Annotated in this window: 10 protein-coding genes; all 10 read left to right on the plus strand. The window is 41.3% G+C overall.

Annotation, left to right across the window (positions count from 1 at the left end):
* Window positions 1–17: 17 nt before the first annotated feature.
* The 10 genes from MTO68_RS07795 (at window position 18) to hutI (ending at window position 21,672) form a co-directional block, all read left to right on the plus strand.
* Entirely contained in the window at window positions 18–416 is a 399-nt protein-coding gene (locus tag MTO68_RS07795; RefSeq protein ID WP_244015551.1) for a GFA family protein, read from the plus strand.
* 200 nt (window positions 417–616) lie between these two features.
* Entirely contained in the window at window positions 617–3,052 is a 2,436-nt protein-coding gene (gene blp2 / locus MTO68_RS07800; RefSeq protein ID WP_244015552.1) for an Ig-like repeat protein Blp2, read from the plus strand.
* Between the two features lie 252 nt (window positions 3,053–3,304).
* Window positions 3,305–12,097 (plus strand): MBG domain-containing protein, encoded by an 8,793-nt coding sequence (locus MTO68_RS07805; protein ID WP_244015553.1) that lies wholly within the window; start codon window positions 3,305–3,307, stop codon window positions 12,095–12,097.
* Between the two features lie 3 nt (window positions 12,098–12,100).
* Window positions 12,101–13,786: a POTRA domain-containing protein gene (locus tag MTO68_RS07810; protein WP_244015554.1), complete on the plus strand. Its 1,686-nt coding sequence runs from the start codon at window positions 12,101–12,103 to the stop codon at window positions 13,784–13,786.
* Window positions 13,787–14,065: 279 nt separating this feature from the next.
* Window positions 14,066–14,818, plus strand: coding sequence for a histidine utilization repressor (hutC, locus tag MTO68_RS07815; RefSeq protein WP_004721807.1), 753 nt, complete (start codon window positions 14,066–14,068; stop codon window positions 14,816–14,818).
* A complete protein-coding gene (locus MTO68_RS07820; RefSeq protein ID WP_244015555.1) occupies window positions 14,815–15,396 on the plus strand; it encodes a HutD family protein in 582 nt (193 codons plus the stop codon). The genes hutC and MTO68_RS07820 overlap by 4 nt, the downstream gene beginning before the upstream one ends.
* Window positions 15,397–15,633: 237 nt before the next feature.
* Window positions 15,634–17,310 (plus strand): urocanate hydratase, encoded by a 1,677-nt coding sequence (gene hutU / locus MTO68_RS07825; protein ID WP_244015556.1) that lies wholly within the window; start codon window positions 15,634–15,636, stop codon window positions 17,308–17,310.
* A gap of 82 nt (window positions 17,311–17,392) precedes the next feature.
* On the plus strand, window positions 17,393–18,931 hold the full coding sequence (gene hutH / locus MTO68_RS07830) for a histidine ammonia-lyase (protein ID WP_056515934.1): 1,539 nt from the start codon (window positions 17,393–17,395) through the stop codon (window positions 18,929–18,931).
* A 64-nt stretch (window positions 18,932–18,995) separates the two neighbouring features.
* Complete coding sequence (locus MTO68_RS07835; RefSeq protein ID WP_239046046.1) at window positions 18,996–20,408, plus strand: amino acid permease; 1,413 nt, start codon at window positions 18,996–18,998, stop codon at window positions 20,406–20,408.
* 52 nt (window positions 20,409–20,460) lie between these two features.
* The gene (gene hutI, locus MTO68_RS07840) at window positions 20,461–21,672 is read left to right on the plus strand and encodes an imidazolonepropionase (protein ID WP_209826467.1); all 1,212 of its coding nucleotides are present in this window, start codon (window positions 20,461–20,463) and stop codon (window positions 21,670–21,672) included.
* Window positions 21,673–21,689 lie beyond the last annotated feature (17 nt).

Here is a 21,689-nt window from a genome sequence, read left to right on the forward strand (position 1 = left end):
ATATAGAGGAATAAAAAATGTATACAGCTTCATGCCTTTGTGGTGGTATTCAACTGAGAATTCATAGTGAAATCCCTCAAATATTTGTCTGTCATTGTCAGCAATGTCAAAAAGCCCAAGGTTCAGCATTTGTGGCGATTGCTCCTATTCAGACTAAAGATTTAGAGATTGTTCAAGGACAGCCATTATTTCAAGAATATTATGCCACTGAAAATAAAAAACGAACGTTCTGTAAAAGATGTGCCTCCCCATTATTTAGTGCGCGTTTAGACCTACCTGATGTAGTGAGATTACGTGTAGGCATTGTAAATGAAGCTGTTCAAGGCAAGATTGTTTCACATGCATTTACTGACAACAAAGCTGCTTGGTTTGAAATTTTGGATGATGTCCCACAATTTGCTCAAGCGCTTTGCTAAAGAGTGAAGTTGTATTTGAACAATAAGAATGCTGGATATTTATTGTTTAAATAAGATTTTGTGCGCTATCTTACTTATTTTTAAGTATCTGAATTTTATATTTTTATAAATAATTCAGAAATCAGTTTAAGTCGTTTGTATATATAAATACCTTCTGTATAATTTTCAAAAAATACACTTTAAATCAATAGAAGGTATAAATGACAAGAATAGTCGTCGCTGCAAAACAAGACAAAATATTACTACAGGATTCTCAAGCAAAAACGGTCAGTTTAGATCAACCCGCTATTATTCAAATTGGTGTCACACAACAAGATGTGAAAACACTAGAGCGATTAGGCGATAAGCTGATTATTAGTTTAAATAATGGTGAGCAAATTGTTTTAGAAGGTTTTTTTCAAGCCAATTCAACCACAATGCATTCTTTAACTTTCCCCAAAGCGGATGGAAGTTTCTCGCTTGCTCACTTTGATGCCAATGGAAAATTTACAGACTATAGCGGTTTGCAAAAACTTGACACTTTACTCTATGAGGGCGCCAATACTACGGCTGTTCAACAAGTCTCTGCTTATGAAGATTCAACACCTGAGTTTTCATTTTCAAATCTATTTTCTTCAAGTGCAGTGAAAGCAGGCGTTGGTCTTGTTTCTGCAATTGGTTTAGGTTTGGCATTGATTGATGATGGGGGCAGTAATCAATCAAAGGGTATTACCGACATTATTGCACCGAAAACGCCGACGGCAACTTTGAATGCAGAGGGGACTGAAATTAAGGGTACCGCTGAAGCGGGTGCGACTATTTATGTGATTGATAAAAACCAGAAAGTGATTGCCACAGCAGTGGTCGATAAAGATGGCAATTATTCTTTGACATTGCCAGAGGCTTTGCTAAACAACAATACTTATTATATCAATGCAAAAGACAAAGCTGGAAATGCCTCAACCTATACCTCGGTTGTTGGCACGAAAGATACCATTGCACCCAATGAGCCTCAAGGGCAGTTAAATGAGCAAGGAAATATTGTTACTGGTAAAGCAGAGGCGAATGCCACAATTAATGTATATGACCCAGCAGGTCACCTGATTGGTACTGCTAAAGCCAATGCGCAGGGACAATTTTCTGTTGCCATTTCTCCTGCTTTAACCACAGGCCAGATTGGTACAGTCGAAGCGATTGATGCATCTGGAAATAAATCAGAAAAACATAATATTGAAGTGGGTAAAGATACTATCGCACCTGATCAACCCAAGTTTGAGGTATCTAAAGAAGGGACTTCAATACACGGAACCGCAGAAGCAAATGCTAAAGTGATTATTCAAGATTCAACAGGTGTGGTGATTGCAACGGGTACGGTAGACGCCAATGGTAAATTCAATATCACCATTTCTCCTGCTTTAGATGCAAGCAAGACTGGCAAAATTATTATTGAAGATGCTGCTGGAAATAAGTCGAGTGCTGTAGAAATTAAAGCTGGACAAGATGTTTTAGCGCCAGATAAACCCGTGGCCAATTTAAATGCTGAAGGCACTGTGATCACGGGTACCGCTGAAGCAAACTCCAAAATTTCAGTCTATGACAGTGCCAATAAATTATTAGGCACAGCAACAACGGATGCAAATGGAAATTATTCTGTCACACTTTCAACAGCTTTGACCGAAGCAAAAGTTGGCAGTGTATATGCAACAGATGCAGCTGGAAATCAGTCAGTGCTTAGCTCTGTAACAGGTACCAAAGATGTAACCGCGCCTGCTAGTCCGAAAATCACAGATGTGGTTGATGATGTGGGGGCAACTGTAGGCTCTGTTGCTGCAAATGGGACGACAGATGACAAGCGCCCTGTGATTTCGGGAACCGGAGAAGCTGGGGCAACTTTGATTATTTATGACAATAATCAGGCGATTGGAACGGTCACAGTCGGTGCAGATAGTAAATGGTCATATAGTTTTGCTTATGATTTAACTCTGGGGAGTCACAGTATTACCACTGTACAAACGGATAAAGCAGGGAATACCAGTTTAGTGAGTGATGCGCGAACATTTACTGTAGTCGAAATCGCCGCAAAAATGGCAGTTTTTGATGAAGCGTCAGCTTTTCATGCTGATTTAGCTGATTCAAATATTAACTCAGCTAAAAGTGCTGATGCGATTGGATCAGGTGTTTTACATTCTGAGCCAGAAAGTAGCGCTCAAGTATTCGATCAATCGACACCAATAGAAAATCAATTCTCGCAGCTCAATTCAAATGTTTCAGATTTAGATCATACCGCTATAGCTGGCAGTTCAGCTATTCTCAGTACAAGCATAGCGACTGTACTGCAAGATGCGCTTGAGAATACCAAAGTTGACGATATCAAGGTTGACAATATCAAGCTAGCCAATACCAATTCTTATGACAGCACGGCCATTTCAGTCGATGAATTATTGGCAAAGACTTCAGTCAATGATTTAACTACAAATCAGATTGATGGTGTGCTTGCTCAAACAATTGATCAAAGTGCTACAACCGTTGTCGATGATGCTAAAAATACTGAATTGGTCGCTTTCAATCAAGCCGAAAATCTATCAGCGCAAGATATACCTGTATTGCAATTTGATCTGATCAAAGATTTGTTTGATCCACAATTACTCACCTTTTGATTGAAAATAAGCAGATAAGCACCTACGGGTGCTTTTTTATTGAAACATGGTTTTTTACAGTGCTTGTTTAGCTTAAAACTGATGCATAGGGCTTTCTTTCCAATAAACGCTGAATAATTTCATTCAGTGTTTATTGGGTTATCTATAAAGTGAATTAATACGTGCAAAATACCCAATTTCAGGTATATCTCTCTATTCCCCCATTTGATCTAATGATTGATATTTGATTAAAAAGTAGATTTGGGGATTATCATGAACAAAATTTATAAAGTTATTTGGAATTCACAACTTAGGTGTTGGCAAGCCGTTTCAGAATTGGCGAAAAATCATGGCACTTCACAAAGTACTGTAGACCATAAAAACGCACTGAAGGGCGGTGTTCACAAAGCATCAGGGATAAATTTAATCCGATTGGCTTTTTTGGGGCTGGCTTTATTGCCGTTATCGATTTATGCCGCAATTTCTAATACTGAACTGCCTACAGGCGCCAATATCACTCAAGGTTCAGCCAACATTTCCCAAAATGGCAACGTTTTAAATATTCATCAAAATAGTCAAAACCTTTCGACCAACTGGAATACTTTTAATATTGGTAAAGATGCAACGGTTAATTTTAATCAGCAAAACCAGTCATCTATAGCCATTAATCGGGTTTTGGATAGCAATGCATCGCAGATTATGGGGCGTTTAAATGCCAATGGGCAGGTGTTTTTACTCAATCCAAATGGTGTGGTTTTTTCTAAGACAGCTCAAGTGAATGTTGGCGGTTTGGTTGCTTCAACTTTAAGTTTGAATGATGCGGATATTCAAAATGGAAAATATACTTTAAAAGCCAATGCCAATAGCACAGCAACGATAGAGAATAACGGTACTATTCAAACTTTATCAGGTGGAACTGTTGCGCTGATTGCGCCCAATGTTAAAAATACCGGCTCTATTGTGACACCGAATGGCGTTACTCATCTCACCGCTGCTAGTCAAGTCACTCTTGCTTTACAGGATGGTTCACTCACTCAGTACCAAGTTGATCAAGGGGTATTCAAAGGTTTAGTAGACAATGGCGGTGCAATCCTTGCCGATAATGGGGCTGTATATTTAACTGCAAAAGCCAAAGACAGTTTAAGTAAAGCCGTGGTCAATCATAGCGGGATTATTGAAGCCAATCGCTTAAGCCAAAATGCCAAAGGTGAAATCATTTTGTTAGGTGATATGCAAAATGGTGAAACAAATGTCAGTGGCCTGCTTAAAGCTGAAGGGAAAAATGGTCAAGATGGTGGGTTTATTGAAACCTCCGCAGCTCAAGTAAAGATTGAGAATAGTACGGTGGTGTCCTCTCATTCTGAGGGCGGGAAAATCGGAAACTGGTTGATCGACCCTACCGATTTCAGTATTAATTCGGGTAATGCATCAGCAAGCAGTAGCGGCATAGGCGCAACCACTTTAGCAAGCAGTCTTGCAACCAGTAATGTCATATTGCTAACTAGCTCTACAGGTAACCAAAAGGGTGATATCAATGTTAATGCTGATGTAACTTGGGGGAGTGCGACCAGTCTGACTTTAAATGCACAAAATGACATCAACATTAATGCCAACATTACAGCGACCAATAACAGTGGCAAACTTAATTTGATATATGGACAAAACACGGCCAATACCAGCGCAAATTATTATATTAACAATGGCGCAAAAATAAACTTAAAGGTTGGACAGAATTTTAGTACCCAAAAAGGCACGGCTGCTACCATTAACTATCAAGTCATTACGGCTTTGGGTGCACAGGGTTCGACAACAAGTCAAGATTTACAAGGGATCAACGGGAACCTGAGTGGTAATTATGTGTTGGGTGCAGACATAGATGCCAGTAGTACGGGGCTGTGGAATGGTTATACCGGATTCGACCCAATTGGCTTTTATAATGCAAATTTGAGTCCAACGGATCTCTCACAACAGGCTTTTCGTGGACGGTTTGATGGATTAGGTCATGCGATTAGTGGATTAAGTATTGACTCTATGTATCAGGGCATTGGACTGTTTGCGATTACGCATCAGGATGCACTTATACAAAATGTTGGACTGAATAATATAAGTTATTCAGGTTATGGAAAAACAGGCGGTATTGTGGGGATTAATCTAGGCACGATTAATAATGTTTATGTCAATGCAGGCTTAGTCACAGGTAATACCGAGCACTATGGCGGATTGGTGGGTTGGAACTATAATTCAGGAAATATCTTAAATTCTTATGCCAATGTAACTGTAAAAGGAAAATATTCGAATAATAATTATATTGGCGGTCTGGTTGGTTATAGTGATGGTGTTGTAAGTTCTTCTTTTGCAACAGGCGCGGTGACAGGAAATAATTATGTTGGCGGTTTAATTGGTGGTATATCAGGACAAATTAACAATTCTTATGCAACAGGTACTGTTATTGGAAGTCAGTATGTTGGAGGATTGGTGGGTTTCAATGGTGGCAGTGTTGACAAAAATTATTCTTCAGGAAGTGTAACTGGGGGGCAGTATGTTGGTGGTCTTGTTGGTGGTGGTAATGGTATAGCCACAAATAGTTTCTGGAACACCAGTACTTCTGGGAGAACAAGCAGTGCGGGTGGTGTAGGAAAAACCACAACAGAACTTCAGCAAATTTCAACTTTTGCAGGTTGGGATATTGATGATGCAGGTGGTACAGGAAAAGTTTGGCGTATTTATGAAGGACGATCTGCGCCGTTACTACGTCATTTCCTAAAGCCCTTGGTCACAGAAATTGTCGCTAATTTTTCTGACAAAATTTATGATGGATCGATAGCTTCTGGAACGCTGGCTTCAGGGCTGAATTATAAAACAACCAGTAAAAATGCAGGGATTTATAGTTTAAATGATGGCTCAATTCTGATTAGTGGTGTTCCAATCGCGGCAAATACAACACAGTTTGGCGATGATGTAATTTATAAAGAAAATGGTGGTTCAGGTTCATTAACAATCGCGAAAAGAGATTTAAATATTAATGGCTTGAGCGCTGCTGACAAGGTCTATGATACATCAAAAGTAGCAACCTTATCGGGTACTGCGGGAGTGACAGTGCTGTCAGGTGATTCAGTGACACTTTCGGGTATTGGATTTGGATCATTTACTGATAAAAATGTGGGCAATAATAAAAATGTGATTGTGTCGGGTTATACGCTGACTGGAACAGATGCTTTAAATTACACCTTGCTACAGCCGACAAATCTTAAAGCCAATATAACGCCTGCAGTTTTAACCATTAATGGAATAAGTGTTGCAGATAAAACGTATGATGGTTTGGCTATTGCGACCTTAAATGGCACTGCTTCAATCAATCCGTTTGCTGGAGACTTTGTTGGATTGACTGGTAGTGGTATAGGCACATTTACAGATAAGAATGCAGGAATCCGGTCTGTGATCGTAACAGGCTATAACTTAACAGGTGCGGATGCTGGAAATTATATTTTTAGTCAGCCTATAGGTTTAAGTGCCACAATTCACAAAGCGCAAGCCATTGTAAAGGCCAATAGTTTAAATACCGTCTATAACGGTAAAGATCAAACGGCTGCTGGCTTTAGTGCTATAGGTTTAGTCAATGGTGAAACTGAATCTGTATTGTCAGGTGTTTCTGCAACTGTCACAGGCAAAGATGCAGGCAAATACAACAATACAGTAACAGGTGTAGACAAGAACTATGATCTGACGCTTATTGATGGCTCATTAGATATTTCTAAAGCTAAAGCGACAGTAACCGCCAATAGCGTATCAACCACCTATAACGGTAAAGATCAAACAGCTGCTGGCTTTAGTGCAACAGGCTTGGTCAATGGTGAAACTACAACTGTATTGTCAGGTGTTTCGGCAACTGTCACAGGCAAAGATGCAGGCAAATACACCAACACAGTAACAGGTGTAGATAAGAACTATGATCTGACGCTTATTGATGGCTCTTTGGATATTGCGAAAGCGAAAGCCACCGTCACCGCCAATAGCGTATCAACCACCTATAACGGTAAAGATCAAACAGCTGCTGGCTTTAGTGCAATAGGCTTAGTCAATGGTGAAACTACAACTGTATTGTCAGGTGTTTCGGCAACTGTCACAGGTAAAGATGCAGGCAAATACACCAACACAGTAACAGGTGTAGACAAGAACTATGATCTGACGCTTATTGATGGCTCATTAGATATTGCGAAAGCTAAAGCGACAGTAACTGCCAATAGCGTATCAACCACCTATAACGGTAAAGATCAAACGGCTGCTGGCTTTAGTGCGACAGGTTTGGTCAATGGTGAAACTGAATCTGTACTCTCAGGTGTAACTGCAACGGTGACTGCTAAAGATGCAGGCAAATACAACAACACTGTAACAGGTGTAGACAAGAACTATGATCTGACGCTTATTGATGGCTCTTTGGATATTGCTAAGGCCAAAGCCACCGTCACCGCCAATAGCATATCAACTACCTATAACGGTAAAGATCAAACAGCTGCTGGCTTTAGTGCAACAGGCTTGGTCAATGGTGAAACTACAACTGTATTGTCAGGTGTTTCGGCAACTGTCACAGGCAAAGATGCAGGCAAATACACCAACACAGTAACAGGTGTAGATAAGAACTATGATCTGACGCTTATTGATGGCTCATTAGATATTGCTAAAGCTAAAGCGACAGTAACAGCCAATAGTGTATCAACCACCTATAATGGTAAAGATCAAACGGCTACTGGTTTTAGTGCAACAGGTTTGGTGAATGGTGAAGATACATCGGTACTCTCAGGTGTAAGCGCATCGGTGACTGCTAAAGATGCAGGCAAATACAACAACACAGTAACAGGTGTAGACAAGAACTATGATCTGACGCTTATTGATGGCTCTTTGGATATTGCGAAAGCTAAAGCCACCGTCACCGCCAATAGCGTATCGACCACCTATAATGGTAAAGATCAAACAGCTGCTGGCTTTAGTGCAACAGGTTTGGTCAATGGTGAAACTGAATCGGTATTGTCAGGTGTAAGTGCAACGGTGACTGCTAAAGATGCAGGTCAGTACACCAATACCGCCACAGGTATAGACAAGAACTATGATCTAAGTTTTGTTAATGGCTCTTTGGATATCGCCAAAGCTAAAGCCACCGTAACCGCCAATAGCGTATCGACCACCTATAACGGTAAAGATCAAACAGCAGCTGGCTTTAGTGCAACAGGTTTGGTCAATGGTGAATCAGAATCTGTACTCTCAGGTGTAAGCGCATCGGTGACTGCTAAAGATGCAGGTCAATATACCAATACCGCAACAGGTATAGATAAAAACTATGAGCTAAGTTTTGTTGATGGTTCCTTAGATATTGCCAAAGCCAAAGCCATTGTAACCGCCAATAGTGTATCAACCACCTATAACGGTAAAGATCAAACAGCTGCTGGCTTTACTGCAACAGGTTTGGTCAATGGTGAAACCGAATCCGTATTGTCAGGTGTAAGTGCAACGGTGACTGCTAAAGATGCAGGTCATTACACCAATACCGCCACAGGTATAGACAAGAACTATGATCTAAGTTTTGTTAATGGCTCTTTGGATATCGCCAAAGCTAAAGCCACCGTAACCGCCAATAGCGTATCGACCACCTATAACGGTAAAGATCAAACAGCAGCTGGCTTTAGTGCAACAGGTTTGGTCAATGGTGAATCAGAATCTGTACTCTCAGGTGTAAGCGCATCGGTGACTGCTAAAGATGCAGGTCAATATACCAATACCGCAACAGGTATAGATAAAAACTATGAGCTAAGTTTTGTTGATGGTTCCTTAGATATCGCGAAAGCTAAAGCCACTGTCACCGCCAATAGTGTATCAACTACTTATAACGGTAAAGACCAAACGGCTGCTGGCTTTAGTGCAACAGGTTTGGTCAATGGTGAAACTGAATCGGTATTGTCAGGTGTTTCAGCAACGGTGACTGCTAAAGATGCAGGTCAATACACCAATACTGCAACGGGTCTAGACAAGAACTATGAGTTAAGTTTTGTTGATGGCTCTTTAGATATCGCGAAAGCTAAAGCCACTGTGACCGCCAATAGCGTATCAACTACTTATAACGGTAAAGATCAAACGGCTGCTGGCTTTAGTGCAACAGGTTTGGTCAATGGTGAAACTGAATCGGTATTGTCAGGTGTTTCAGCAACGGTGACTGCTAAAGATGCAGGTCAATACACCAATACCGCAACGGGTCTAGACAAAAATTACGATTTAAGCTTTGTTGATGGTTCATTAGACATTGCTAAAGCTAAAGCCACCGTAACCGCCAATAGCGTATCAACCACCTATAACGGTAAAGATCAAACTGCTGCTGGTTTTAGTGCAACAGGTTTGGTCAATGGTGAAACTGAATCAGTACTCTTAGGTGTCAGTGCAACGGTTACCGCTAAAGATGCTGGCAAGTACACCAATACCGCAACAGGTATAGATAAAAACTATGAGCTAAGTTTTGTTGATGGTTCCTTAGATATCGCGAAAGCTAAAGCCACTGTCACCGCCAATAGTTTAAATACAGTCTATAACGGTAAAGATCAAACAGCTGCTGGCTTTAGTGCGACAGGTTTGGTCAATGGTGAAACCGAATCAGTACTCTCAGGTGTAACTGCAACGGTTACCGCTAAAGATGCAGGTCAATACACCAACACTGCAACGGGTCTAGATAAGAACTATGATCTTAGTTTTATTGATGGCTCATTAGATATTGCTAAGGCTAAAGCCACTGTGACCGCCAATAGTGTATCAACTACTTATAATGGTAAAGATCAAACAGCTACTGGCTTTACTGCAACAGGCTTGGTCAATGGTGAAACCGAATCCGTATTGTCAGGTGTAAGTGCAACGGTGACTGCTAAAGATGCAGGTCAATATACCAATAGTGCAACGGGTCTAGACAAAAACTATGAGCTAAGCTTTGTTGATGGCTCTTTGGATATTGCTAAAGCTAAAGCCACGGTGACCGCCAATAGTTTAAATACAGTCTATAACGGTAAAGATCAAACAGCTGCTGGCTTTAGTGCGACAGGTTTGGTCAATGGTGAAACCGAATCAGTACTCTCAGGTGTAACTGCAACGGTTACCGCTAAAGATGCAGGTCAATACACCAACACTGCAACGGGTCTAGATAAGAACTATGATCTTAGTTTTATTGATGGCTCATTAGATATTGCTAAGGCTAAAGCCACTGTGACCGCCAATAGTGTATCAACTACTTATAATGGTAAAGATCAAACAGCTACTGGCTTTACTGCAACAGGCTTGGTCAATGGTGAAACTGAATCAGTCTTATCCGGTGTTTCGGCAACTGTGACTGCTAAAGATGCAGGCCAATACACCAATACTGCAACAGGCATAGATAAAAACTACGAGTTAAGTTTTGTCGATGGCTCATTAGATATTGCTAAAGCGAAAGCCACCGTAACAGCCAATAGCATATCAACTACTTATAACGGCAAAGACCAAAACGCATCTGGTTTTAGTGCGACAGGTTTGGTCAATGGTGAAACTGAATCAGTACTCTCAGGTGTCAGTGCAACGGTGACTGCTCAAGATGCAGGTCAATACACCAACACTGCAACGGGTATAGATAAAAACTATGAGCTAAGTTTTGTTGATGGTGCATTGGATATTGCTAAAGCCAAAGCCACCGTAACCGCCAATAGCGTATCAACCACCTATAATGGTAAAAATCAAACTGCTGCTGGCTTTAGTGCGACAGGTTTGGTCAATGGTGAAACCGAATCGGTATTGTCAGGTGTAAGTGCAACGGTTACCGCTAAAGATGCTGGCAAATACACCAATACTGCAACGGGTCTAGATAAAAACTATGAGTTAAGTTTTGTTGATGGCTCTTTAGATATCGCTAAAGCCAAAGCCACTGTGACCGCCAATAGTTTAAATACAGTCTATAACGGTAAAGATCAAACTGCTGCTGGTTTTAGTGCTTCTGGTTTAGTCAATGGTGAAACCGAATCGGTATTGTCAGGTGTAACTGCAACGGTTACCGCTAAAGATGCTGGCAAATACACCAATACTGCAACGGGTCTAGATAAGAACTACGAGTTAAGTTTTGTTGATGGCTCATTGGATATTGCTAAAGCCAAAGCCTCCGTAACAGCCAATAGTGTATCAACCACCTATAACGGTAAAAACCAAACGGCTGCTGGCTTTACTGCTTCTGGTTTAGTCAATGGAGAGACAGAATCTGTATTATCTGGTGTAAGCGCAACGGTTACCGGCAAAGATGCTGGCAAATACACCAATAGCGCAACGGGTGTAGACAAAAATTATGAGCTAACTTTTGTTGATGGTGCATTGGATATTGCGAAAGCTAAAATTAACCAAGTGACAGGCATTAGCGCCAATAATCGTATTTATGATGCAACCACCAACGCAACATTAAATACTGGATCAGCACAATTCACTGGTATGGTTGCAGGCGATGAATTGAAAGTTGCTTCAGCAACTGGACAATTCAGTGATAAAAATGTGGGTATAGCAAAACAAGTCTCGATTCAGGGTGTCAGTTTAAGTGGTGCAGATGCACACAACTACGAGTTGGTGAATAACACTGCACAAACTACGGCAGATATTCGCCAAGCCAATATTCAAAACATCGCTGGAATTACGGCCAACAATCGTACTTATAATGGATTAACTGCCGCTGAGCTTAATCTCAGCAACGCACAATTCAACGGCATCTACGCTGGGGATAATTTAAACGTTGCAACAGCAACAGGACAATTTGACAGTGCGACCACAGGGCAAGCAAAAAATGTATCGATTACAGGTTTAAGTCTAGGTGGCTTAGATGCTCAAAACTACAAACTTGTGGATACCACCGCTGTGACCACAGCTGATATTTATCTGTTAACCCCTGCAGCGTATTTACAAGCCATACAATTCAAACGACCTCGTTATTTGCCTGAAACCAATAACGTCTTAAATACAGTTGATTTAGATGTACGCCAAGGTGGAGTTAACACTACAGGTATTCAAATTTTGGCAGGGGAGCACTAATTGATGAAACAACAACATAATATATTGGCAATATCTGTAGCTGCTTGTCTGATGCTTTTGACCAGCAGTAACTATGCAGCGCCAGCACCTAATGCGGGTCAACTGTTACAACAACAGCAACAAGGACAACGTATTGAACCACAGGCTGCTGTTCAGGTAGAAAGTTCAGCAAGTAATAACGTACCTAATTCACCTGATATACAAATTCCTGTACGCAAAATTGAAATCACTGGAAATAGTCGTTTTAGCACAGCGCAATTGCATCACTTAGTGGCGGATGCCGAAGGTAAACAACTGAGTCTTCAGCAACTCTGGCAAGTTGCCCAAAAGATTACCACTTACTACCAACAACAGGGCTATGCATATAGCCGAGCTTATCTGCCTCAGCAGAATCTAAGTCAGGGCGTAGTACGTATCAATGTACTCGAAGCGTATTATGATCAAACTCAGATTGATAATCAAAGTCGAACGCAAAACTGGCTGATTGAACAAACCGTTGCGCCACTTAAACAAGGTGAGCGCATCAACAGTGACCAGATGCAACAACAACTCAAACTGCTCAATCGTTTAAATGGGGTCAATACCCGAAATGTTTTGACCCCTGGTGCAACAGTCGGAAGTAGCCAACTCAATGTTGAAGTACAAAATGCAGCCATGTTGAATGGTTATATTGGCGCAGATAACTTTGGTAATCGTTATACCAGTCAAGTGCGTGGAACCGCTGGAATTTCTGCCAACAACCTTGCCGGCTTAGGTGATGAACTAAGCTTAGATGTGATGACTGCAGGCAAACGCATGAACTACGGGCGCGTGGGTTATGCCTTTACCTTTACAGGAATGGGTACTCGGGCAGGCGCAAGTTATTCTTATCTAGATTATGAACTTGGAAAAGAGCTAAAAAACATTGGCGCAGAAGGGAGTGCTGCACAAAGTAGTGTATTCATTAGCCAACCTGCCTTACTGACCAACAATGCAGAAGTCCTTCTCAGCTTACAATACGATCATAAACAACTGAAAGATGATATTCAGCTCAATCAATATTACAAACATCGAAATATTGATGTGGTGACTGCCCGACTGGATGGCTCGCAGTTTGATCAATTCTTGGGTGGAGGTTTAACCCAATATGGTGCTTCAACCAGTTATGGTCGTGTGAAATTTAAAAATGATGATGCCGCTGCTTTAGATGCGCAAACAGCGAAGACAGCTGGAGACTACTATAGTGCTACATTGAATCTGTCACGCTTACAAAATCTGAGCAATAAGGGCACGCAAGGATATTTGGGAATTTATGGACAATACAGTCCTTATAATCTAGACAGTGCAGAGCAATATCTAGGTGGTGGTCCATTTAATGTTCGTGGTTATGAATCGAGTCAATTTGCAGGCTCTACAGGTTATTTGGCCACAGCAGAACTTAGACAAAGTTTATTTGCCGATGCAAAACATCAGCTAACAGCGAAAGTATTTATCGATACAGCAGAAGTCACATTGAATGCCAAGCGTTGGGCAGGTGTGACAGGCGACAATCAAGTTCAAATCAGTAGTGCAGGTTTAGGTTTGAACTGGACGAGTGCGTGGAATATTCAAGCCAATGCAGAAGTTGCCTTTCCAATTGGAAATACCCCAGAGCAGTTGCAAGATCGCGATAATCACCAGTATTGGTTGAGTTTAAGAAAGACTTTCTAATTTGATTGAATAAATAAGGAGGCTTTTGCCTCCTTATTTATGTCGCCACGCAATAACAACAACATGTACAAAAACATGTAAAAAGCAAAATCTTCACTTCGTAATGGTATTGTTATCACCATGCTGTAAACAGACTTGGTATGATTAAATTGATATAAGTTGGAATGCCATTGATGAGTAATGGATATTTTTATCATGATTATTTGTATAGGCTTGTATATACAAATAACATCGACTCAAGATACAATGATTTAGAATATTTTGTATGAGTTTTAGCCAATGTCAAGAGCGTCAAAGCACAATGATCTAGACTTATCTCTAGAAGAAGATAGTCCTGTTCCTTTGTATTTGCGCGTGAAGCAAATGATTTCACAAAAAATTTATGAAGGAACATGGACTGTAAATAAAAAAATTCCTTCAGAAAGTGAGTTGGTGAATTTACTAGGCTGTAGTCGTATGACAGTCAATCGGGCATTGCGCGAACTGACCAGTGAAGGCTTATTAGTCCGTATACAAGGTGTAGGGTCTTTTGTCGCTGAAGGACAAGGTCGTACAGCATTATTTCATGTGAACAATATTGCAGAAGAAATTATTGCGAGAAATCATAAACATCATGCTGAAGTATTGGTACTTGAACAAATTCAAGCCAATGAAGAACAAAGTCGATTAATGCAAATTCGAGAAGGACAACGCTTATTTCACTCGATCATTGTGCATTATGAAAATGATGTGCCTGTGCAGATCGAAGATCGTTTAGTTGATCCCGTACTGATTCCAGATTATTTGGCACAAGATTTTAAAACTATCACGCCTAATGCTTATTTAATGTCAAAAGCACCTGTTACTGAAGGTGAGCATGTGGTTACTGCGATTCTTGCTTCAGCACAAGAATGTAAATGGCTAAAAATCAATAAAACAGAGCCTTGTTTATTGATCCGTCGTAGAACATGGTCCAATAAACAACTGATCTCCAGTGCAAGACTGATTTATCCTGGCAGTCGCTATTATTTGGAAGGTAAATTTACCCAATGATTGAGCTTTTAAAAGCCAGCCATTACAAAAAAATGCGATGGAAAAATGGGGAAGGCTATACGCTTGAAATCGCCCGTAGTGTCGGTGAAAGCTTAGCTGAGTTTGATTGGCGGATTTCGATGGCCGATGTGAAAACATCGGGTGATTTTTCCAAGTTTAATGGGATGAATCGCTTTTTGACGGTATTGGAAGGTCAAGGTCTTTCACTGCGTATAGATGATGATTTTAAGCATTTAAAAACATTGCAGTCCGTCGAGTTTGGTGGAGACAGTGTGGTCAGTTGTGAATTGTTGGCAGGGCACATTCGCGATTTTAATTTGATTTATAATCCAAAAAAGTTTGATGCACAGTATCAGTGGATTTTCTCTCCAGAAGCCTTAGAAATACCCATATTATCTGACGTGATGTTTATTTTTAATCAGAGTGTTGAGGTGTTAGTTATCGAAATTGGTCAACAAGTTTTTCATTTGGAACATCAGGACAGTCTTAAACTTGAAAATGAAAAATCATTGCAAGCTATCACATTAAATCAGCAATTTTTAAAGCAAACTTGTCTCATACAACTCACAAAAATCTAAATTTTATTGATTTTACTTAAACGCATACAAGCTGAAGTTGTCTGCGTTTTTTTGTTTTTATGAAAAATAAATCTATTTATTTTATATGTTTATAAATTTTTTTAAAAATAATTTAAAAAGCATCTTTTCAATATTAAAGATTTGTGTAGTATATGGATGTATATACAAGTTAGTACATTGCTATACAGTGAATGCAGTTTAATTTGCTGGTTTAAACTCAAAGGAAGGAGTCCTATTGTGACAACAACGACAACAAAATTTCGTGATGTAGAAATTCGCGCACCTCGTGGTACTAAGCTCAATGCAAAAAGTTGGTTGACTGAAGCTCCACTGCGTATGTTGATGAATAATCTTGATCCTGATGTCGCAGAGAATCCAAAAGAGCTTGTTGTTTACGGTGGTATTGGTCGTGCTGCACGTAATTGGGAATGTTATGACAAGATTGTTGAAACACTTAAAACTTTAGAAAATGACGAAACTCTATTGGTTCAATCAGGTAAACCCGTTGGTGTGTTCAAAACACATAAAGATGCACCACGTGTTCTTATTGCCAATTCAAACTTAGTTCCACATTGGGCAAATTGGCAACATTTCAACGAGCTAGATGCTAAAGGCTTGGCAATGTATGGCCAAATGACCGCAGGTTCTTGGATCTATATCGGCAGCCAAGGCATTGTACAAGGCACCTATGAAACTTTTGTTGAAGCTGGTCGCCAGCACTACAACGGTGACTTAACAGGTCGTTGGGTGTTGACTGCTGGTTTAGGTGGAATGGGAGGGGCTCAGCCTTTAGCTGCGACTTTGGCAGGCGCTTGCTCGCTCAATATCGAATGCCAGCAAGCCAGTATTGATTTCCGTTTACGTACACGTTATGTCGATGAACAAGCTACAGATTTAGATGATGCTTTGGCGCGTATTGACCGTTATACCAAAGAAGGCAAGGTGATTTCGATTGCGTTACATGGCAATGCAGCTGAGATTTTACCTGAATTGGTTCACCGTGGTGTTCATCCGGACATGGTGACGGATCAAACCAGTGCACATGATCCTCTCAATGGCTATTTACCAATTGGTTGGACATGGGAAGAATATCGCCAACGTGCCAAAACTGAACCAGAAGCAGTGGTAAAAGCTGCAAAACAATCTATGGCAAAGCATGTACAAGCAATGCTGGATTTCCAAAAAATGGGTGTTCCAACCTTTGACTATGGCAATAATATCCGTCAAATGGCGCAGGAAGAAGGCGTAGAAAACGCATTTGATTTCCCAGGTTTTGTACCAGCCTATATCCGCCCATTATTCTGTCGTGGTATTGGGCCATTCCGTTGGGTTGCACTTTCAGGTGATCCAGAAGATATCTATAAAACAGATGCAAAAGTTAAAGAATTGATTCCAGACGATGAACATTTACATCGTTGGTTAGACATGGCAAGAGAACGGATTAGCTTCCAAGGCTTACCAGCGCGTATTTGCTGGGTTGGCTTAGGACTACGTGCAAAATTAGGTCTGGCATTTAACGAAATGGTACGTAGCGGTGAGCTTTCAGCACCAATCGTCATTGGTCGTGATCATTTAGACTCAGGTTCGGTTTCCAGTCCAAACCGTGAAACTGAAGCAATGCAAGATGGTTCTGATGCTGTATCTGATTGGCCATTGCTGAATGCCTTACTTAATACAGCAGGTGGTGCGACTTGGGTTTCATTACATCATGGCGGTGGTGTAGGAATGGGCTTCTCTCAACACTCAGGTGTCGTGATTGTTTGTGATGGTACAGATGAAGCAGCAGCACGTATTGCTCGTGTGTTGACCAATGACCCAGCAACAGGCGTAATGCGTCATGCAGATGCTGGTTATGATATCGCTGTTGAATGTGCCAAAGCGCAAGGTTTGAACTTGCCAATGATTACCAAATAAAAGACAAGGACATTACGATGCTTTTTGCAATTGTGTAAACAGCATCGTAAGAGAACAATATAGCGCAAAACAGGACGTCAAAATGGAACTCTTAATTCAACCAGGCAAGCTCACACTCGCAGATCTTCGCCAAGCGTATTTAAATCCAATCAAAGTTAAACTGGATGACAGTGCTTATGCTGGCATCAATGCAAGTGTTGCATGTGTCGAAAAAATTGTGAATGAAGGACGTACAGCATACGGTATCAATACTGGCTTTGGCTTACTCGCTTCATCTAAAATTGCCCCTGAAGACTTAGAACAGTTACAACGCTCATTGGTACTTTCTCATGCCGCTGGTGTGGGCGTACCTTTAGATGATGCGATGGTTCGCTTAATTATGTTGTTAAAGGCCAATAGCTTGGCACGTGGTTTTTCTGGTATCCGTCCTAAAGTGATTGATGCAATCCTTGCTTTGATCAATGCAGAAGTTTATCCGCATATTCCATTAAAAGGTTCAGTCGGCGCTTCAGGTGACTTGGCACCCCTTGCACATATGTCTCTGGTTTTACTCGGTGAAAGTAAAGCACGTTATAAAGGGGAATGGTTACCAGCAGTTGAAGCACTTAAAATTGCAGGATTAGAACCCATTACTTTGGCGGCCAAAGAAGGTTTGGCACTTTTAAATGGTACACAGGTTTCAACAGCATACGCATTACGTGGTCTATTTGAAGCAGAAGATTTATTTGCTGCTGCGACCGTTTGTGGTGGATTAAGCGTTGAAGCTATGCTCGGTTCACGTGCACCATTTGATGCACGTGTCCATGAAGTTCGTGGTCAGCGTGGTCAAATTGATGTTGCCGCTGCATATCGTGACTTATTGACTGAATCAAGTGAAATCGCACATTCACATGAAGATTGTAGCAAGGTTCAAGACCCGTATTCACTGCGTTGCCAACCTCAAGTAATGGGGGCTTGTTTAACGCAAATTCGTCAAGCAGCAGAAGTATTAGCGATTGAGTCGAATGCAGTTTCAGATAACCCATTGGTGTTTGCAGCAGAAGGTGACGTAATCTCAGCAGGTAACTTCCATGCTGAACCCGTGGCAATGGCTGCTGATAATTTGGCCTTAGCGATTGCTGAGATTGGCTCACTGTCTGAACGTCGTGTTTCGATGATGATGGATCGCCATATGTCACAGCTTCCTCCATTTTTGGTTGCCAATGGTGGGGTGAATTCGGGCTTTATGATTGCTCAAGTAACAGCCGCTGCGTTAGCCAGTGACAATAAAGCACTTGCACATCCTGCCAGTGTTGATAGTTTACCGACCTCTGCAAATCAGGAAGACCATGTTTCCATGGCGCCTAATGCAGGAAAACGCTTGTGGTATATGGCTGATAACGTTCGCGGCATTCTCGCAGTTGAGTGGTTAGGTGCATGTCAAGGACTTGATTTCCGTGAAGGATTGAAAAGCTCTCCTAAACTTGAACGTGCCCGTAAAATTCTGCGTGATCAAGTGGCGTATTACAGTGAAGATCGTTTCTTCGCGCCAGATATCGAACAAGCAAGTGAATTGCTCGCAAGTGGTTGTCTGAACGAACTGCTGATTGCGAAGCTACTACCGAGCTTGTCTGAAGTGTGATCAATAAAACGGTCACATGGAGTGACCGAATCTAACTAAATTTCCTCAAGGATTGGAGATTATAATGTCACAACACTCCACATTACAGCGGGGGTTAAACACCCGTCATATCCGCTTTTTGGCATTGGGTTCAGCGATTGGCACGGGGCTTTTCTATGGATCAGCAACGGCAATTAAAATGGCAGGTCCGTCTGTTTTAATTGCTTATATGGTTGCAGGGATTGCAATTTATATTGTGATGCGAGCATTAGGGGAAATGGCTGTTCATAACCCCGTATCAGGTTCTTTTAGTGAATATGCCTCGAATTATCTTGGCCCTTTAGCTGGTTTTACTACAGGCTGGACCTACGTCTTTGAAATGATCATTGTCGCCTTGGCTGACGTGACTGCTTTTGGTATCTATATGGGGTTTTGGTACCCCGATGTGCCACGATGGATCTGGATTTTATCGCTGATTATGTTCTTAGGTGCAATTAACCTGATCCACGTTAAAGTCTTTGGTGAAGTCGAGTTCTGGCTATCCATCGTCAAGGTCAGCGCTATTGTTGCCATGATTTTGGGTGGTTTTGGTCTAATGATCTATGGCTTTAATGCAGATCACACAGGCTTTGTACCTGGTATTCAAAACTTATGGATTCATGAGGGTTTTATGCCCAATGGGATTATGGGTTTAGTTGCCTGTTTATCTGTTGTGGTATTTGCATTCGGTGGCATCGAAATCATTGGGATCACAGCGGGTGAGTCACAAGATCCGAAAACGTCGATTCCGCGTGCGATTAATGCGGTTCCTGTACGTATCTTACTTTTTTATATTCTGACAATTTTTGTATTGATGTCGATTTTCCCATGGAATCAAATTGGTAGCCAAGGCAGTCCATTTGTACAAATTTTTGAAAATTTAGGCATCAAATCTGCAGCAACTGTTTTAAATATTGTGGTGATTACAGCTGCAATTTCCGCGATCAATAGTGATGTATTTGGTGCAGGGCGTATGCTGTATGGTATGTCTAAGCATAAACAAGCACCTCAAGTGTTCCAGAAACTCTCACGTAATGGTGTTCCTTGGATGACTGTTGTAGTGATGGCTGGTGTGTTACTTGTCGGCGTCGTGCTTAACTATCTGATCCCTGAAAATGTATTTATTATCATCGCCTCAATTGCAACATTTGCAACAGTTTGGGTGTGGTTGATGATCTTACTTTCTCAAGTGGGTATGCGTCGTAAATTGTCTAAATCAGAAATTAAAGCATTAGATTTCCCCGTGATTGGCTGGCCTTATGCACCTGCATTTGCCATTGTATTTATGCTGTTTATTTTAGCCATGATGGGGTATTTCCCAGACTCACGACCTGCACTTTATGTCGGTATAACATGGTTAGTTCTACTTTGGATTGCTTATACGATATGGGTGAAGCCCAAGCAAAACTCAGTAAAAGATAAACCAGATCTTCAACAAAACGTCGAAATGGAAAGCTGATACTGAAGCTGCCCAAGCGTGATTAACGCATGGGCAGCAAGAGGAAATGTCAATGAAAAAACTTTGGACAAATTGTCATATTGCCACTATGCAAGATGGGCAATATTCCAGTATTGAATCTGCTGCAATCGTTACTTTAGCGCAACATATTCACTGGATTGGCGCAGAAAAAGATGTTCCTGTAGATGACTATGCTGAGATCATTGACCTCAATGGCGCATGGGTGACTCCCGGTTTAATTGATTGTCATACGCATAGTGTATTTGGTGGAAATCGTAGTGTTGAGTTTGAAAAACGTTTGCAAGGTGTCAGTTATGCGGAAATCGCAGCGAGTGGCGGTGGTATTGCAAGCACTGTACGAGCAACACGTGAAGCAAGTGAGGAACAGCTCCTTGCTTCGGCACTCAAACGTATTCGTTGTATGCTTAAAGATGGTGTAACCACCATTGAAATCAAGTCGGGATATGGTCTGGACTATAGCAATGAACGTAAAATGCTCCGTGTGATTCGTCAAGTCGCTCAAACTTTACCGATGACCGTAAAAAGTACGTGTTTGGCAGCGCATGCTTTGCCACCTGAGTATCAAGATCAAAGTGATGCTTATATTGAACATATCTGTACCGAGATGTTACCCAAACTGCATCAAGAAGGCTTAGTCGATGCTGTCGATGCTTTCTGTGAACATTTGGCATTTTCACCTGCGCAAGTTGAACGTGTTTTTAAAGCAGCTCAGGCATTAAACCTACCGGTTAAATTACATGCAGAACAACTTTCATCTCTCGGTGGTTCAACGCTTGCTGCGCGTTACCATGCTTTATCCGCAGATCATTTGGAATACATGACCGAAGCTGATGCCAAAGCCATGGCTGCTTCAGGCACAGTTGCTGTGTTATTACCGGGAGCATTCTATTTTCTAAGAGAAACCAAGTACCCACCTTTAGACAGTTTGCAGCAACATGGTGTGCGTATCGCATTATCCAGTGATTTAAATCCAGGAACATCACCAGCCTTGTCATTACGTTTAATGCTGAATATGGGCAGTACATTATTCCGTTTAACACCAGAACAAGCACTCGCAGGTGTCACAACCCATGCCGCTTATGCCCTTGGCTTACAAGACACGCATGGCACATTAGAACAGGGCAAAGTGGCGGATTTTATTGCTTGGGATATTGAGCATCCTTCTGAGATTGTGTATTGGCTTGGCGGTGATTTATCAAAACGAATCATCCAACATGGAAATGAAATCTTGATCTCAGCTTGAGATTAATTTTTATAGAG

The organism is Acinetobacter sp. NyZ410 (assembly GCF_022828975.1).
In the GTDB taxonomy this organism is placed as follows: Bacteria; Pseudomonadota; Gammaproteobacteria; order Pseudomonadales; family Moraxellaceae; genus Acinetobacter; species Acinetobacter guillouiae.

Coding starts and splice junctions, on each gene's coding strand:
- MTO68_RS07795 (WP_244015551.1), top strand. CDS start 18: ATGTATACAGCTTCATGCCTTTGTGGTGGTATTCAACTGAGAATTCAT.
- blp2 (WP_244015552.1), top strand. CDS start 617: ATGACAAGAATAGTCGTCGCTGCAAAACAAGACAAAATATTACTACAG.
- MTO68_RS07805 (WP_244015553.1), top strand. CDS start 3,305: ATGAACAAAATTTATAAAGTTATTTGGAATTCACAACTTAGGTGTTGG.
- MTO68_RS07810 (WP_244015554.1), top strand. CDS start 12,101: ATGAAACAACAACATAATATATTGGCAATATCTGTAGCTGCTTGTCTG.
- hutC (WP_004721807.1), top strand. CDS start 14,066: ATGTCAAGAGCGTCAAAGCACAATGATCTAGACTTATCTCTAGAAGAA.
- MTO68_RS07820 (WP_244015555.1), top strand. CDS start 14,815: ATGATTGAGCTTTTAAAAGCCAGCCATTACAAAAAAATGCGATGGAAA.
- hutH (WP_056515934.1), top strand. CDS start 17,393: ATGGAACTCTTAATTCAACCAGGCAAGCTCACACTCGCAGATCTTCGC.
- MTO68_RS07835 (WP_239046046.1), top strand. CDS start 18,996: ATGTCACAACACTCCACATTACAGCGGGGGTTAAACACCCGTCATATC.
- hutI (WP_209826467.1), top strand. CDS start 20,461: ATGAAAAAACTTTGGACAAATTGTCATATTGCCACTATGCAAGATGGG.